The sequence below is a fragment of the Arthrobacter sp. StoSoilA2 genome (assembly GCF_019977195.1).
Lineage (GTDB): Bacteria > Actinomycetota > Actinomycetes > Actinomycetales > Micrococcaceae > Arthrobacter.
Genome location: NZ_AP024643.1, coordinates 2,607,840 through 2,622,814, shown reverse-complemented (window position 1 = coordinate 2,622,814; position 14,975 = coordinate 2,607,840). Strand labels below are relative to the sequence as shown.

Here is a 14,975-nt window from a genome sequence, read left to right as displayed (position 1 = left end):
AAGCCACATGGCCCTCTGGCCCGACCGCCAGGTCCCCCAAGGCCGACTTCCCGGGAAACAAGAAATGGTTCCAGGCCAATTGGCCCGGAACCATTTCTATTTGCCCTTCAAAGGCGAAAACTGCTGATCAGATGTTGAAGCCGAGGGCCCGCATCTGGTCCTTGCCGTCGTCGGTGATCCGCTCAGGACCCCATGGCGGCATCCATACCCAGTTGAGGCGCCAGTCATCGACGATTCCGTCGAGGGACTTGCCCACCTGCTCCTCCAGGACGTCAGTCAGCGGGCAGGCCGCAGTGGTCAGCGTCATGTCGATGAGGAGTGCGCCGTCCTCTTCCGAGTACTTCAGGCCATAGAGGAGGCCCAAGTCAACGACATTGACACCGAGTTCCGGGTCAATGACGTCCTTGAGCGCTTCCTCGACGTCCTCGAGGCTGGTGCGCGCCGCGTTGATTTCGGTCATGGAACGATCCTAACTAGGCCTGTACGGCAGGAGCAACGGCAACGCCGGCGCCTGCGGCGTAGCGGTCGTAGCCTTCTTCTTCAAGGCGGTCAGCGAGCTCGGGGCCGCCCTCTTCAACGACCTTGCCGTCAACGAAGACGTGGACGAAGTCCGGCTTGATGTAGCGCAGGATGCGGGTGTAGTGGGTGATGAGCAGCGTGCCCATGTTGCCCTCTGCGTGTGCGCGGTTGACGCCTTCGGAAACTACCTTGAGGGCGTCGACGTCCAGGCCTGAGTCGGTCTCATCCAGAACCGCGAACTTCGGCTTGAAGAGCTCGAGCTGAAGGATCTCGACGCGCTTCTTCTCGCCACCGGAGAAGCCTTCGTTGACGTTGCGCTGTGCGAAGTCGGCGTCGATGCGCAGCTGCTGCATGGCAGCCTTGACGTCCTTGGTCCACGTGCGAAGGGCGGGTGCTTCGCCGTCGATCGCGGTCTTGGCGGTCCGCAGGAAGTTCGTCATGGTGACGCCGGGAACCTCAACCGGGTACTGCATGGCGAGGAAGACGCCTGCACGGGCGCGCTCGTCAACGCTCATTTCGAGAACGTTTTCGCCATCGAGGGTGATGGTGCCGCTGGTAACCGTGTAACGGGGGTGGCCGGCAATGGTGGATGCGAGGGTGGACTTGCCCGAGCCGTTGGGGCCCATGATGGCGTGCGTTTCACCGGTCTTGATGGTGAGGCTGACGCCCTTCAGGATCTCCTTGGTGCCCTGCTCCGTCTCGATGCTGACGTGCAGGTCCTTGATCTCAAGAGTAGACATGCTCTTCTTTCTTTTCCGTTCGTAAGTCTGGTGATACCGGGCGCTCAGTAGTTATCTACCGAAGCACCGTTCACAACGTTGGTCACGTCCACGTAGACGTCGTCACCATCGATGGTGACGGCGAAAACGGGAACGGGGTCGTAGGCAGGCAGCTGGAGAGGCTGTCCGCTGCGGAGGTCGAACTGGGAACCGTGCCCCCAGCACTCAATCGCACAGCCGTCAATCTCGCCTTCGGACAACGAGATGTCCGCGTGCGAGCAGGTATCGCCGATGGCATGGATCTCACCCATCGAGTCCCTCACGATGGCTACGGGATAGTCATCGATCAGGACACGCAGCGCCTGCTTGACCTGGATGTCATTGGCGTTGCATACCAGTTCGCCCTTGGTTTGTTCACTCATGGTTGCCTGCCTGGTCTGCTAGTTGTCGGTCGCGGCGAGTTCGCGCTCAACAGCTGCGGTCAGGCGCTCTTCGATTGCCGGGACGTTGATCTGCTGGATGATCTCGTTGAGGAAGCCTCGAACCACCAGGCGGCGGGCAACCTTTTCCGGAATGCCGCGTGCCATGAGGTAGAACAGGTGCTCGTCGTCGAAACGGCCGGTGGCGCTGGCGTGGCCGGCACCCTCGATGAGTCCCGTCTCGATTTCCAGGTTCGGCACAGAGTCCGCACGTGCACCGTCCGTGAGGACCAGGTTGCGGTTGGCCTCATAGGTGTCGGTGCCTTCGGCTTCCTTACGGATCAGGACGTCGCCTACCCACACAGTGTGGGCGTTGCGGCCCTGCAGCGCGCCCTTGTACAGCACACGCGACTTGCAGTTGGCCACTGCGTGGTCAACGAACAGGCGCTGCTCAAGGTGCTGACCGGCATCGGCGAAGTACAGGCCGAACATCTCGACGTCGGCACCAGGGGCCGTGAAACGGGTGGACGGCGTAACGCGAACAACGTCGCCGCCGAGGCTGACCACAATGTGCTTGAACTTCGCGTCGCGGCCGATCTTGGCCTGTTGCGATGAAGCATGTACTGCTTTGTCGTCCCATTCCTGCAAGGACACGACAGTCAGTTCAGCGCCATCCTGGACGATGATTTCAACGTTCTCGGAAACGACCGCGGTGCCCTGGTGGTCCAACACAACAACAGCCTTGGAGAAACGCTCTGCCACAATCACGATGTGCTGGGCAGCCGGAGCCTCGCCGGATCCGGTGATCAGGACGGAAACTTCGCCTTCGGCCTGGAGCTCAGCCGGAACCGTGACAACGGTAGCCTCGGTGAAGTTCTCCCAACCGTTGGCGGATACGCGGTCTTCGGGAATTGCTGCCTGGCCGATCCGCTGATCCTCGCGGCCAACCGTTTCGACAACGACGCCGGAAGGTGCAGTCACGCTGACAGCGGGAGCTGCACCGTCAAGGACCTCGGTGTGGAGGCCGCGCAGGCGCTTCAGCGGTGTGAAACGCCAGTCTTCTTCAAGACCGGTCAGGGGCTTGAAGTCCTCCAGCTTGTAGGACGTGAGGCGTCCGGCGCGGGAGCTGTCCGGAATACCGACGCCGCCGCCATGCGAGTGGCTCTTTACCGATGCGCCGCCGAGCGGACCAGCAGCAGGCTGCTCCGACGTCGTGCTGGTGTTTGTTCCGGTGTTTACGGGCGAAAGGTTTTCGCCTTCCTCGGTGAAGCCGTCGATAAACGGCTGGGCCGAGGGCGCGCCGATGCGTGCCTTTTCAGTAGTGATATCAGTCATTGTTAACCGACGGACCCTTCCATCTGCAGTTCAATCAAGCGGTTCAGCTCAAGGGCATATTCCATGGGCAGTTCACGGGCGATCGGCTCGATGAAGCCGCGCACGATCATGGCCATGGCCTCGTCCTCAGGCATACCGCGGGACATCAGATAGAAGAGCTGCTCTTCGCTGACGCGGGAAACGGTGGCCTCGTGACCCATAACGACGTCGTCCTCACGGATGTCGATGTACGGGTACGTGTCCGAGCGTGAAATGGTATCCACCAGAAGGGCATCGCAACGGACCGTGTTGGCCGAGTGCTTGGCACCTTCGCGGACCTGGACCAAGCCGCGGTAAGCCGCACGGCCACCGCCGCGCGCCACGGACTTGGAAATGATGGAGCTCTTGGTGTTCGGTGCGATGTGCACCATCTTGGAGCCGGTGTCCTGGTGCTGGCCCTCGCCGGCAAAAGCGATGGACAGGGTTTCACCCTTGGCGTGCTCGCCTACCAGGTAAACAGCCGGGTACTTCATGGTCACCTTGGAACCGATGTTGCCATCGATCCACTCCATGGTGGCGCCCTCTTCGCAGATGGCACGCTTGGTGACGAGGTTGTACACGTTGTTGGACCAGTTCTGGATGGTCGTGTAGCGGACGCGGGCGCCCTTCTTCACGATGATCTCTACAACGGCGGAGTGCAGGGAATCCGAGGTGTAGATCGGAGCCGTGCAACCCTCGATGTAGTGAACGTAGGAGTCCTCATCGGCGATGATCAGGGTGCGCTCGAACTGGCCCATGTTCTCCGTGTTGATACGGAAGTAAGCCTGGAGCGGGATGTCCACGTGCACGCCCTTGGGCACGTACACGAACGATCCACCGGACCATACTGCCGTGTTCAGGGAAGCGAACTTGTTGTCGCCCACGGGGATGATGGTGCCGAAGTACTCCTGGAAGATCTCCGGGTGTTCCCGCAGGGCGGTGTCCGTGTCCAGGAAGATAACGCCCTGGGCCTCGAGGTCCTCGCGGATCTGGTGGTAGACAACTTCGGATTCATACTGGGCAGCGACGCCGGAAACGAGCCGACTGCGCTCAGCTTCCGGGATGCCGAGCTTTTCGTAGGTGTTCCGGATGTCTTCCGGCAGATCTTCCCACGTGGCCGCCTGCTTCTCAGTGGAACGCACGAAGTACTTGATGTTGTCGAAGTCGATGCCCGAGAGGTCTGCGCCCCATGTAGGCATGGGCTTGCGGTCAAAGTACTTCAGGCCCTTGAGGCGCAGATCGAGCATCCATTCGGGCTCGTTCTTCTTCGAGGAGATGTCGCGGACAACCTCCTCGTCGAGGCCACGACGGGCGTTTGCGCCTACGTCGTTCTTGTCGGCCCAGCCGTACTCGTAGTTTCCGATACCGTGCAGTTCGGGATTCTTCTCCAGAATCTCCGAGATCACAGTGCCGTCAGCTACCGCTTTCTCTGCTAGTTGGTCCGTCATCACGGCCTTTCTTGCTGGTTGTTTGATTCCTGGTACGGGTTCCCGGACTGCTCTGCGGTGCTGTGGGGCACCGTGGCAGCTGGTCGCCCGGTAGGTATATGGGTGGTGCAGACGTGCCCGCCTTGCGCCAGGGTTGAAAGACGCCGGACGTCGACGCCCACCAAGCGGGAAAAGACTTTGGTTTCGCTGTCACAAAAAACCGGGAATTCGGCTGCGAGCTGCTGGATGGGGCAATGTCCCTGGCACAGCTGGACACTGGAAAATTCTGCCGGCAGAGGGGCTTTGGCCTCAATGGAATGGGCAGAGGCTACGTAGCCGTCCCGGCTGAGGGCCTTGGACAAGGCCAAGGCGCGGGCGGCGATGTCCTGCCCGGCGGCCGCAACTTCGGGGGCATAGCGGCGCTCCATTTCAGAGAAGCGCTCTTCCGCATATTCGCGGACTGCATCCTCACCGGCAATTTCCTGGAGTCGACGGAGCGCGGAGCTGGCGATGTTCAAGTAGTCATCGCCAAGTTTGGATTGCCCTTGTGAACTCAGGACATAGCGGCGCGCGGGGCGTCCCGCACCGGCTCCAGCCTTGGCGACGCGCTTGACTTCGATAACGCCATTGCGCTCCAAGTGATCCAGATGCCGGCGGACTGCTGCAGGCGTGAAGCCAAGGAGGTCGCCCAACTCGGCAGCACTCACGGGGCCGTGCTCCAACACGGCACCCAGAACGCGGTCCCTTGTGCGGTCTTCCGCGTCCGGCAGCGCAGACGAAGGCGCGAAGGCCTCCGCCGCTGCAGCATGCCGCCGTGAGGGCATGGAAATTGGACTGCTCATGGAATACACAACACAATCATGTCGTAATTTGTTTCATGCATCCAGTAAGGCAAGACTGACCTTAGTCACCCGCCAGGTGCGACCGTACTACTTCACGTAGAATACTCTGGTGCGATCCACCGATTCCCCTGTCCTCACTATAGACGGACTCATTAAGGATGTAGGGCCCCTGGCCTCCCTCGACGGCAAAATGCTCCGGGTTGTCAGTGGGCTGTCCATGGTGGCTGAGCGGGGCCGGATTACCGCGCTCCTTGGAGCCAACGGCGCCGGCAAGACCACCACCCTTGAATGTGCCCAGGGTTTGCAGAGACGGACCGCTGGAACCATTTCACTTCTGGGGGAAGACCCGGATACTGCCGGCGCTGACTTGAGGTCCCGGGTAGGTGTCATGCTCCAGGATGGCGGCCTCCCGCCGTCGGCCCGTCCCATCCCCCTGTTGCGTCATGTTGCCGGTATGTACCGCAACCCCATGGACGTCGATGCCCTCGTGGACCGCTTGGGCATTGCCCAGTTCAGCCGCACCAGCGTGCGGCGCCTCTCAGGTGGCCAGAAGCAGCGGGTGGCCTTGGCTGCGGCATTGATTGGCAACCCCGAGGTCCTCTTCCTCGATGAACCCAGCGCTGGATTGGATCCGCATTCGCGGCAAGTGGTTTTCGACCTCATTGCGGAACTGCGCGACGCCGGCATGGGCATCATCCTCACGACCCACCTGATGGATGACGCCGAGCGCTTGGCTGACTACGTTTACATCATCGACGGCGGACACAACGTCGCGGAGGGAACGGTCGCCGACCTCCTGCGGCACGATCATTCCGCCGACACTGCAATCACTGACCGGACCCTCTTCTTCGATGCGCCGCCGGGGCTCGAGTTCAAAGACGTCCTGGGAGCAGGCCTGAAAGTCCTTGAAACCCGGGCCGGCAGCTACTCGATTACCGGTGCCCTGGGGCCCGACGACCTTGCCGCCCTAACCGCCTGGTGGGCCGCACGGAACATTATGCCCGCGTCACTAAGACTCGAGGCGCGGAGCCTCGAGGACGTTTTCCTGGACATTTCCGGAAGGGACCTCCGATGAGCAAGTTACTGTCCCCCAACGCCGGACCCGCTTCCCTGCCACGCCGTATTCTGCAGCAAGGCCGGTACGAGACCATCACGATGCTGCGGAACGGTGAGCAACTGATTCTTGCCGTTGTCCTGCCGCTTCTTGCGTTGGCCGGGCTGACTGTCACTCCCCTGCTGGATGGGCTCGGAGGCTCCCGTGTCGACGTAGCCACGCCGGGCATTCTCGCCCTATGTGCCATGTCCACCGCGTTCACTGGCCAAGGCATTGCCACGGGATTTGACCGGCGTTACGGCGTTCTTCGCTTTCTCTCGACCACCCCGCTGGGGCGGGGTGGGCTGATTGCCGGCAAGATACTCGCCGTGCTGGTCGTCCTCTTCCTTCAAGTACTGGTAGTCGGGGTAGTCGCTGGACTCCTGGGCTGGCAGCCAAGGTCGGAGGCATGGCTTCCGGGCCTTGGCATCCTTGTCCTTGGTGCGGCTGCGTTCACTGCGCTGGGACTCCTCGTCGCTGGAACGGTGCGACCGGAAGCCACCCTGGCCATCACCAATCTTCTATGGATCCTCCTCGGAGCGCTGGGCGGGATCGTTGTCCCGGCAGAACGGCTTCCCGCCGTGGCCCAGGGCATCGTGCACTTCCTGCCCTCCGGCGCCCTGGGCCAGGCATTGCGGGACGCGTTCCTGCTGGGCATTGTGCCCTTCCCCGCCGTCCTGGTCCTCCTGGTGTGGACATTGCTGGCCGGCGCCGCAGCCATTCGCTGGTTCAAGTGGAACTGACAACAAAGCAGAACTGAGAGTTGAGCAAACTGTGAGCACGGCATCGCGCCTCCCTAAATCCGTCCAGCGATTCACCACCAAGCTGCCGACGCAGGTAAACCGCACTATCCGCCGGCTATCGGTCCTTTCCCTGATCGGACAGACGGTACTCGTGGTGACCGGTGGTGCAGTTCGCCTTACGGCTTCGGGCCTCGGTTGCCCCACGTGGCCTCGATGCACCAACGAATCGCTCGTCAACACGCCTGAAATGGGCATTCACGGTTTTATCGAATTCGGCAACCGTATGCTCACGTTCGCGCTGGCGGCGGTTGCAGCACTCATGCTGGTCTACTTGTGGAATCTCCGCAAGGAACGTCGGGACCTCTTCATGCTCGCTCTTGGCCTCCTGGCGAGCATCCCTGCCCAGGCCATCATCGGCGGAATCACCGTCCTGTCCAACCTCAACCCCTGGGTCGTGGGCCTGCACTTCCTGGTATCCATGGCCTTGGTTGTCTTCGCGACCCTGCTCGTGAACCGCGCCTTCGGCCGCACCGGCCGATTCATGAAGCAGGTATTGCCTGCCCTGCCTGTGGTTGCCCGCCCCGTTATGCTGGCTGTCGCCGTCTTCTCTGCAATAGCGGTCATGCTTGGCGTGGTAGTCACAGGCGCCGGTCCGCATGCAGGGGATGCAGATGCGCCACGCAATGATCTGGACTGGGACCTTTTCTCACACATTCACGCTGTGCCCGCTTACCTGATTACGGCCGGGACACTATTGGCTGTGTACCTTGTGGTGCGGCATAGGATCGGCGGCCCGTTCCGAACCGCTTCTTTCCTGCTGCTCGCCGTGACGTTGCTCCAAGCCGTCATCGGGTTCACCCAGTACTACAACGGAATTCCCGCCCTTCTCGTGGGCGCACACATGCTGGGGGCAGCCCTGCTGATGAGTGCATCGACCAACGCGGCTGATATCGCCAAGTACAGCCCCTCCAAGTAGCACCCCAAACACGCTCGCTCACATCCTGCGCCCCTGGGCCGGGTGCTCTATCAGATCGTGCGGCCCTGGGCCGGGTGCTCTATCAGATCGTGCGGCCCTGGGCCGGGTGCTCGCTCACATCCTGCGGCCATGGGGCCGGATGCTCTCTCAGATCGTGTGGGTGCGGGGCCCAATGTTCTCTCAGATCGTGTTATGGCTGTTCGCTATCTACAGCACCGCCACGTCCGAGTGCAGATGACGTGCATGCATAGGTGCCCTATGAAAACATCCGCTTTGGACCAGTGGGATGTGAGAGAAGATCCGCTTTGAACCGGCAGGATGTGCGAGAGGATCCGGCCAAAAACGGGCAGGATGTGCGAGAGCATCCGGCCAAAACCGGGCCGGATGTGCGAGAGGATCCGGCCGAAAACGGGCAGGATGTGAGAGAACATCCGCTGAAAACGGGCAGGATGTGAGAGAGCGTCCGCCGAAAACGGGCAGGATGTGAGAGAACATCGCTGGGGAAGCGAGAAGGCACCACGCCGGAACTCGGGTGGGTTCCGGCGTCGTGCCTTCTTTGTTGAAGCGGTCGCGGAGGTTAGCCGCCGATGATTGGTGATCCGATGAACGGGTCCACGGCCAGCGCGATGAAGAGCAGCGTCAGGTAGCTGATGGAGCCGTGGAAGACCTTCATGGCGCCCTTGTTGGAGACGTCGCCGCCCTGTGCGCGCTTGTAGAGGGCGTGGCTTTCGTACAGGAACCAGGCGCCAGCAGCGACAGCGGCAACTGTATAGACCCAGCCGGCGCCGCCAACGGGAATCATGAGCAGGGAGCAGGCAACCATGGCCCAGGCGTACAAGACCACCTGCACGGATACAACCTTGGCGCCGGCGATCGCGCCGAGCATGGGCACCTTGGCGTTGCGGTAATCCTCGCCGTAGCGCATGGACAGCGGCCAGTAGTGCGGCGGCGTCCAGAGGAAAATGACCATGAACAGCACAATGGCAGGCCATTCAACGGTGTTGGTGACCGCGGCCCAGGCGATAAGTACCGGGAAGCAGCCGGCAGCCCCGCCCCAAACGATGTTCTGTGCGGTGCGGCGCTTGAGGATCATGGTGTAGATGACCACGTAGAAAACGATGGCACCCAACCCAAGCCATGCGGACAACGGATTCGCACCGAACCACAGGATTGCGATCGACGCGGCGCCGAGAATCCAGGCGAATACCAAAGCCTCCCGCGGGGAGACTTCGCCGGTTACGAGCGGGCGCTTCTCGGTGCGGTGCATCAGTTTGTCGATGTCGCGGTCGATGTAGCAGTTGAACACGCCGGCGCTGCCCGCCGCGAAAGCGCCGCCAACCAGAGTGGCCAGAATCAGCCCGATGGACGGGAAGCCGCGCTGGGCGAAAATCATGGTGGGGAGCGTGCTGACCAGGAGCAGCTCGATGACACGCGGCTTGGTGAGAGCCAGATACGCCTTTAACTTACGGGAGATTCCGATGCTTCCCCGGGCCGGGGACGCGTTGAGGGGCGTATCAGTTGTGCTCACGGCGGCAGTCACTCTGTTCTATGCTCTGGGGTTCTCGCAGCGGTCGCAGTCCGGGTTTCCGAGGAGGAACCGCAGGCGCATGAACCGCTGGTGGCCTCCAGATATCATACCGTGGCTGGAAGTGCGTCCATGTCCGCAAAATACGCCAATGTTTCGGAAAGTTCACTCTGCGGGGGCGCCATCGTGATTCATATAAGGGAAATTCTGTCCAGTTAGTGGGATTCCCTGAGTCTCAGGACACGTTTGGGGCTAAGCTGTTGAGCAGATCAGCACACGTTGACAATCCGGGAAACCGTATTCTCGGAGGAGCCGTGCGTCTGGATGAAGGATCAACGTTTCAATGGTGAACGGCTGGTAGACACATTGCAGCGGGCGCCATCCTGTGCTTCCTGCGTGCCGTGTCCTTACACCTGCCGTCAGCACAGAGAGGGGCTCGGTTTTCGTGCCACATTTGGAAGAGCAAGAACTGTCATGGACCGATCTGGACAAGAAGGCTGTTGACACCGTTCGCGTGTTGGCCGCTGATGCCGTGGAGAAGGTCGGAAATGGCCACCCTGGCACGGCTATGAGCTTGGCTCCGGCAGCATACTTGCTGTTCCAGAAGCTGATGCGCCATGACCCGAAGAACCCTGACTGGATTGGGCGTGACCGGTTCGTCCTGTCCCCCGGCCACACGTCACTGACGCTTTACATCCAGCTGTTCCTCTCCGGATACGGCCTGGAGCTGAAGGACCTCGAGGCACTGCGTACCTGGGGTTCGCTGACTCCGGGACACCCCGAGTACAAGCACACCGCGGGTGTGGAAATCACTACTGGCCCGTTGGGCCAGGGCCTGGCTTCGGCTGTTGGCTTCGCTTACTCCCAGCGCCGCCAGCGTGGCCTGTTCGACGCCGATGCTCCCGCTGGCGAGTCGCCGTTCGACCACACGATCTGGGTTATCGCTTCCGACGGCGACCTGCAGGAGGGCGTGACCTCAGAGGCGTCCTCGCTTGCCGGCCACCAGGAACTGGGCAACCTTGTAGTGATCTACGACGAGAACCACATTTCCATTGAAGACGACACCGACATCGCGTTCACTGAAGATGTCCTGAAGCGCTATGAAGCATACGGCTGGCACACCCAGCGTGTGGACTGGACCAGGACCGGGGAGTACGTCGAGGACGTCCAGGAACTCTACTCGGCACTGTTGGCTGCGAAGGCTGAGACGAACAAACCGTCCATCATTTCGCTGCGGACCATCATTGGCTACCCGGCCCCGAAGAAGCAGAACACCGGCAAGATCCACGGCTCTGCCTTGGGCGCCGAGGAAGTCGCAGCACTGAAGACCGTGCTCGGTTTCGACCCCGCGAAGTCCTTCGATGTTGACGAAGAAGTCCTGGCCCACGCCCGCAAGGTCCTGGACCGCGGCGCCGAGTCCCGCGCCGCATGGCAGTCCTCGTTCGAGGCATGGCAGTCCGCCAACCCGGACGCCGCTGCCCTGCTTGAGCGCGTCGAAGCCAAGAAGCTTCCCGTCGGCATCGACGCTGCACTGCCGGTCTTCGAGGCCGGCAAGGACGTCTCCACCCGTGCGGCCTCGGGCAAGGTCCTGAACGCGATCGGACCTGTCCTGCCGGAGTTGTGGGGTGGCTCGGCCGACCTCGCGGAGTCCAACAACACCACGATCGAAGGCTCGCCGTCGTTCATTCCGACCTCGCGTTCCACCGAAGCCTGGAAGGGCAACCCCTACGGCCGGGTGCTGCACTTCGGTATCCGTGAGCACGCGGCTGCCTCGATCGTGAACGGTATCTCCCTGCATGGACGTACCCGCGCGTTCTCCGGCACGTTCCTGATCTTCTCGGATTACCAGCGCCCGGCCATCCGCCTCGGTGCGCTGATGGGCGTCCCGTCCCTGTACGTCTGGACGCACGACTCCATCGGCCTGGGCGAAGACGGTCCCACCCACCAGCCCGTGGAGCAGCTCGCTTCCCTGCGCGCCATCCCGGGCCTGGACGTTGTCCGGCCCGGTGATGCGAACGAGGTCTCCGCAGCATGGAAGGCCATGCTGGAGAACCACGAGAACCCCGCAGGCATTGTCCTGACCCGACAGAACATCCCCACCTACGCCCGCGGCGAAGGCACTGCAGAAGGCGACACCTTTGGTTCCACCGCTGGTGTGGCAAAGGGCGGTTACGTCTTGGCCGAGGCTTCCAAGGACGGCGAAACCGTTGACGCCCAGGTCATCCTGATCGGCACCGGCTCCGAAGTCCAGCTCGCCGTTGCAGCCCGCGAAGCACTCCAGGCTGAAGGCATCGCCACCCGCGTTGTCTCCATGCCGTGCGTGGAATGGTTCAACAAGCAGGACGAGGCTTACCGCGAGTCCGTGCTCCCGGCCGATGTGAAGGCCCGTGTTTCCGTTGAAGCCGGCCTCGCACTGGGCTGGAAGGAATTCGTCGGTGACGCCGGCCGTTCGGTCTCCCTGGAGCACTTCGGCGCCTCGGCAGACTACAAGCGGTTGTTCCAGGAATTCGGCATCACTGCCGAAGCCGTTGCCGCCGCCGCAAAAGACTCCCTCGCAGGCCTGAGCGCCTGATACCTCTATCAAGGAGAAAACAATGACCAGCACCCCCACGCAGCAACTCTCCGACGCCGGCGTTTCCATCTGGCTCGATGACCTTTCCCGCAACCGCCTCGAAACGGGTACGTTGCAGAAGCTCATCGACGAAAAGAACGTCGTCGGTGTAACCACCAACCCGTCCATCTTCCACGCCGCCATCACCACGGGCACGGACTATGACGCCACGATCGCCGCGCAGGCCGCGGCCGGTGCAAGCGTCGAAGAAACCATCTTCGAGATCACCACCACGGACGTCGCAGACGCCTGCGATCTGTTCGCACCGATCGCTGCCGCCACCAACGGCGTGGACGGTCGCGTGTCCATCGAAGTGGATCCCCGCCTGGCCTGGGACACCCAAGCCACCATTGCCGAAGCCAAGCACCTGTACGGCAAGGTCAACAAGGCCAACGTCCACATCAAGATCCCGGCAACCCTGGAAGGCCTGGAGGCCATCACGGCTACCCTGGCCGAGGGCATCAGCGTCAACGTGACCCTGATCTTCTCCCTGGAGCGCTACCGCGCCGTCATCAACGCCTTCCAGACGGGCCTGGAGCAGGCCAAGGACAACGGCCACGACCTCTCCAAGATCCACTCCGTGGCATCCTTCTTCGTTTCCCGCGTGGACACCGAGATCGACAAGCGCCTGGACGCCATTGGCACCGATGAAGCCAAGGCCCTCAAGGGCAAGGCAGGCGTCGCCAACGCACGCCTCGCCTACCAGGTCTACGAAGAGCTGTTCTCCACCGAACGCTGGGCCTTGCTCGCAGAAGCCGGCGCGCTCCCCCAGCGTCCGCTCTGGGCTTCGACGGGCGTCAAGGATCCGGCCTACCCGGACACCCTCTACGTCACCGAACTCGTCGCCGCCGGCGTGGTCAACACCATGCCGGAAAAGACACTCGATGCAACGTTCGACCACGGCGTAGTCACCGGAGACACCATCACCGGCACTTACGCAGAAGCGAACCAGACCCTCGACGCACTCGAAGCACTCGGCGTCTCCTACAACGACGTCGTAGCCGTCCTTGAGACCGAAGGCCTCGAGAAGTTCGTGGCCAGCTGGAAGGAACTCCTGGCCGACGTTGAAGGCGCCCTCGCAACCGCACGGAAGGCTTCCTAACCAACCATGAGCACAATCAGCTACGACGCCAGCGGTGCCGCGCAGCAGGCCATCGCCCAGAACATCTCCAGCCTGGTAGACGACAAGGTCGCCACACGGATTTTCGCCAAAGACCATACGCTGTGGGGTCCTGAAGCGGAGTCCGAGTCGGCCATCCGCATGGGCTGGGTTGAGGCTGCCGCCGTATCGCAACCTTTGGTGGAGAGCATTCTCGAACTTCGCGATGCTCTCCGCGCCGAGGGCGTCTCCCGTATTGTCCTCTGTGGCATGGGCGGCTCCTCCTTGGCTCCCGAGGTCATTGCCGGCACCGCCGGTGTCGAGCTGACTGTGCTGGACAGCACAGACCCTGAGCAGGTCAACGCTGCTTTGACGGACCGGTTGGCGCAGACCGCGATTGTGGTTTCCTCCAAGTCAGGTTCAACCGTTGAGACTGACTCCCAGCGCAGGGTGTTCGAGAAGGCGTTCAACGACGCCGGTATCGATGCAAAGAGCCGGATCATCATCGTCACGGATCCGGGTTCTCCGCTGGACAAGGCTTCCCGCGAAGCCGGCTACCGTGCAGTCTTCAACGCCGATCCGAACGTCGGCGGCCGGTTCTCTGCGCTCACGGCGTTCGGGCTTGTCCCGTGTGGCCTTGCTGGCGTGGACATCCAGGCTTTCCTGGACGAAGCTGAGGAGGCTGCCGAGATCCTCAATGAGGATTCGGAGGACAACATTGGTCTTGCTCTGGGCATTGCCCTGGGTGGTACCAATCCGCTGCGCAACAAGATCGTCATTGCCGAGGATGGTTCCGGCATCGTCGGCTTCGCCGACTGGGCCGAGCAGCTCATCGCTGAATCCACGGGCAAGCTGGGCACGGGTGTGTTGCCTGTTGTTGCAGGACCTGATTCCCCCGAGGCCCTCAACGGGGCCGAGGATGTCCTGGTGGTCCGGCTGGTCAGTGCGGACGCCGACGTCGAACTTCGTGAAAACGAAGTAGCCATCGCAGGTGGTCTCGCTTCCCAGATGTTCCTCTGGGAATTCGCCACCGCCGTAGCTGGACGCCTCCTGGGCATTAACCCGTTTGACCAGCCCGACGTCGAGGCTGCCAAGGTGGCCGCGCGCGGCCTTCTGGATGCCCGCCCTGAGCCCACGCCCGCGGCTTTCACGGACGGCGTCATAGAGGTTCGCGGGGGCGACTGGCTCGGTAGTGCGTCCACGACATCTGAAGCCGTGCAGGCCCTTCTGGAGCAGCTCGGCACGGATGGCTACCTCAGTGTCCAGGCCTACCTGGACCGCATCTCCCACGCACCCCTTGAAGGCATCCGCGACGAATTCGCCGCAGTCTCCCGCCGTCCGGTGACGTTCGGATGGGGCCCGCGGTTCCTGCATTCCACGGGACAATTCCACAAGGGAGGTCCGGCTATTGGTGTGTTCCTCCAGATCACCGCAGCGTCGTCCCTGGATCTGGAAATCCCGGACCGCCCCTTCACATTCGGGGAGCTCATTGCTGCACAGGCCTCCGGGGATGCCCAGGTCCTGGAAGGCCATGGCCGTCCTGTGTTGCGCTTGCACCTCACCGAGCGTGCTGCCGGCGTAGCCCAACTCCAGGAAGTCGTCGCTGCTCTGGCCGGCCAGGCCAGCGCACTCGAAAGCTAAGGCACAAA

At 62.1% G+C, this 14,975-nt stretch carries 13 protein-coding genes; 6 read left to right on the top strand and 7 right to left on the bottom strand.

The genetic code is table 11. From position 1 onward, the window contains the following. Positions 1 to 127 precede the first annotated feature (127 nt). Genes LDN82_RS11850 through LDN82_RS11825 form a run of 6 tightly spaced genes read right to left on the bottom strand, consistent with a single transcriptional unit; the run spans position 128 to position 5,261 of the window. Positions 128 to 460 (bottom strand): metal-sulfur cluster assembly factor, encoded by a 333-nt coding sequence (locus tag LDN82_RS11850; RefSeq protein WP_224164367.1) that lies wholly within the window; start codon positions 458 to 460, stop codon positions 128 to 130. Between the two features lie 13 nt (positions 461 to 473). Next, the gene (sufC, locus tag LDN82_RS11845; RefSeq protein ID WP_224090246.1) at positions 474 to 1,259 is read right to left on the bottom strand and encodes a Fe-S cluster assembly ATPase SufC; all 786 of its coding nucleotides are present in this window, start codon (positions 1,257 to 1,259) and stop codon (positions 474 to 476) included. Between the two features lie 44 nt (positions 1,260 to 1,303). After that, positions 1,304 to 1,660 carry a non-heme iron oxygenase ferredoxin subunit gene (locus tag LDN82_RS11840; protein WP_216925772.1) on the bottom strand — a complete coding sequence of 119 codons (357 nt, stop codon included), beginning with the start codon at positions 1,658 to 1,660 and terminating at the stop codon, positions 1,304 to 1,306. Between the two features lie 18 nt (positions 1,661 to 1,678). Next, complete coding sequence (gene sufD, locus LDN82_RS11835) at positions 1,679 to 2,992, bottom strand: Fe-S cluster assembly protein SufD (RefSeq protein WP_224164366.1); 1,314 nt, start codon at positions 2,990 to 2,992, stop codon at positions 1,679 to 1,681. A gap of 2 nt (positions 2,993 to 2,994) precedes the next feature. Next, positions 2,995 to 4,458: a Fe-S cluster assembly protein SufB gene (gene sufB / locus LDN82_RS11830; RefSeq protein ID WP_223932865.1), complete on the bottom strand. Its 1,464-nt coding sequence runs from the start codon at positions 4,456 to 4,458 to the stop codon at positions 2,995 to 2,997. Next, entirely contained in the window at positions 4,458 to 5,261 is an 804-nt protein-coding gene (locus LDN82_RS11825; protein ID WP_224091012.1) for a helix-turn-helix domain-containing protein, read from the bottom strand. The genes sufB and LDN82_RS11825 overlap by 1 nt, the downstream gene beginning before the upstream one ends. A gap of 127 nt (positions 5,262 to 5,388) precedes the next feature. Between LDN82_RS11825 and LDN82_RS11820 the strand changes: the two genes are divergently transcribed. Genes LDN82_RS11820 through LDN82_RS11810 form a run of 3 tightly spaced genes read left to right on the top strand, consistent with a single transcriptional unit; the run spans position 5,389 to position 8,091 of the window. Further along, complete coding sequence (locus tag LDN82_RS11820; protein ID WP_224164365.1) at positions 5,389 to 6,354, top strand: ABC transporter ATP-binding protein; 966 nt, start codon at positions 5,389 to 5,391, stop codon at positions 6,352 to 6,354. Beyond that, positions 6,351 to 7,115 (top strand): ABC transporter permease, encoded by a 765-nt coding sequence (locus LDN82_RS11815; RefSeq protein ID WP_224164364.1) that lies wholly within the window; start codon positions 6,351 to 6,353, stop codon positions 7,113 to 7,115. Before LDN82_RS11820 ends, LDN82_RS11815 begins: the two co-directional genes overlap by 4 nt. Before the next feature lie 31 nt (positions 7,116 to 7,146). Continuing rightward, entirely contained in the window at positions 7,147 to 8,091 is a 945-nt protein-coding gene (locus LDN82_RS11810; protein ID WP_224090243.1) for a COX15/CtaA family protein, read from the top strand. Between the two features lie 577 nt (positions 8,092 to 8,668). On the opposite strand, the gene LDN82_RS11805 is transcribed toward LDN82_RS11810, so the two are convergent. Next, positions 8,669 to 9,631, bottom strand: a complete 963-nt coding sequence (locus tag LDN82_RS11805; protein ID WP_224090238.1) for a heme o synthase — start codon at positions 9,629 to 9,631, stop codon at positions 8,669 to 8,671. A 430-nt stretch (positions 9,632 to 10,061) separates the two neighbouring features. Between LDN82_RS11805 and tkt the strand changes: the two genes are divergently transcribed. From tkt to LDN82_RS11790, 3 genes are read left to right on the top strand one after another with little or no spacing between them, the layout of a single operon-like run. Then, positions 10,062 to 12,188 carry a transketolase gene (tkt, locus tag LDN82_RS11800; protein ID WP_224164363.1) on the top strand — a complete coding sequence of 709 codons (2,127 nt, stop codon included), beginning with the start codon at positions 10,062 to 10,064 and terminating at the stop codon, positions 12,186 to 12,188. Between the two features lie 22 nt (positions 12,189 to 12,210). Further along, entirely contained in the window at positions 12,211 to 13,329 is a 1,119-nt protein-coding gene (tal, locus tag LDN82_RS11795) for a transaldolase (RefSeq protein WP_224164362.1), read from the top strand. Between the two features lie 6 nt (positions 13,330 to 13,335). Continuing rightward, a complete protein-coding gene (locus tag LDN82_RS11790) occupies positions 13,336 to 14,967 on the top strand; it encodes a glucose-6-phosphate isomerase (RefSeq protein WP_224164361.1) in 1,632 nt (543 codons plus the stop codon). Positions 14,968 to 14,975 lie beyond the last annotated feature (8 nt).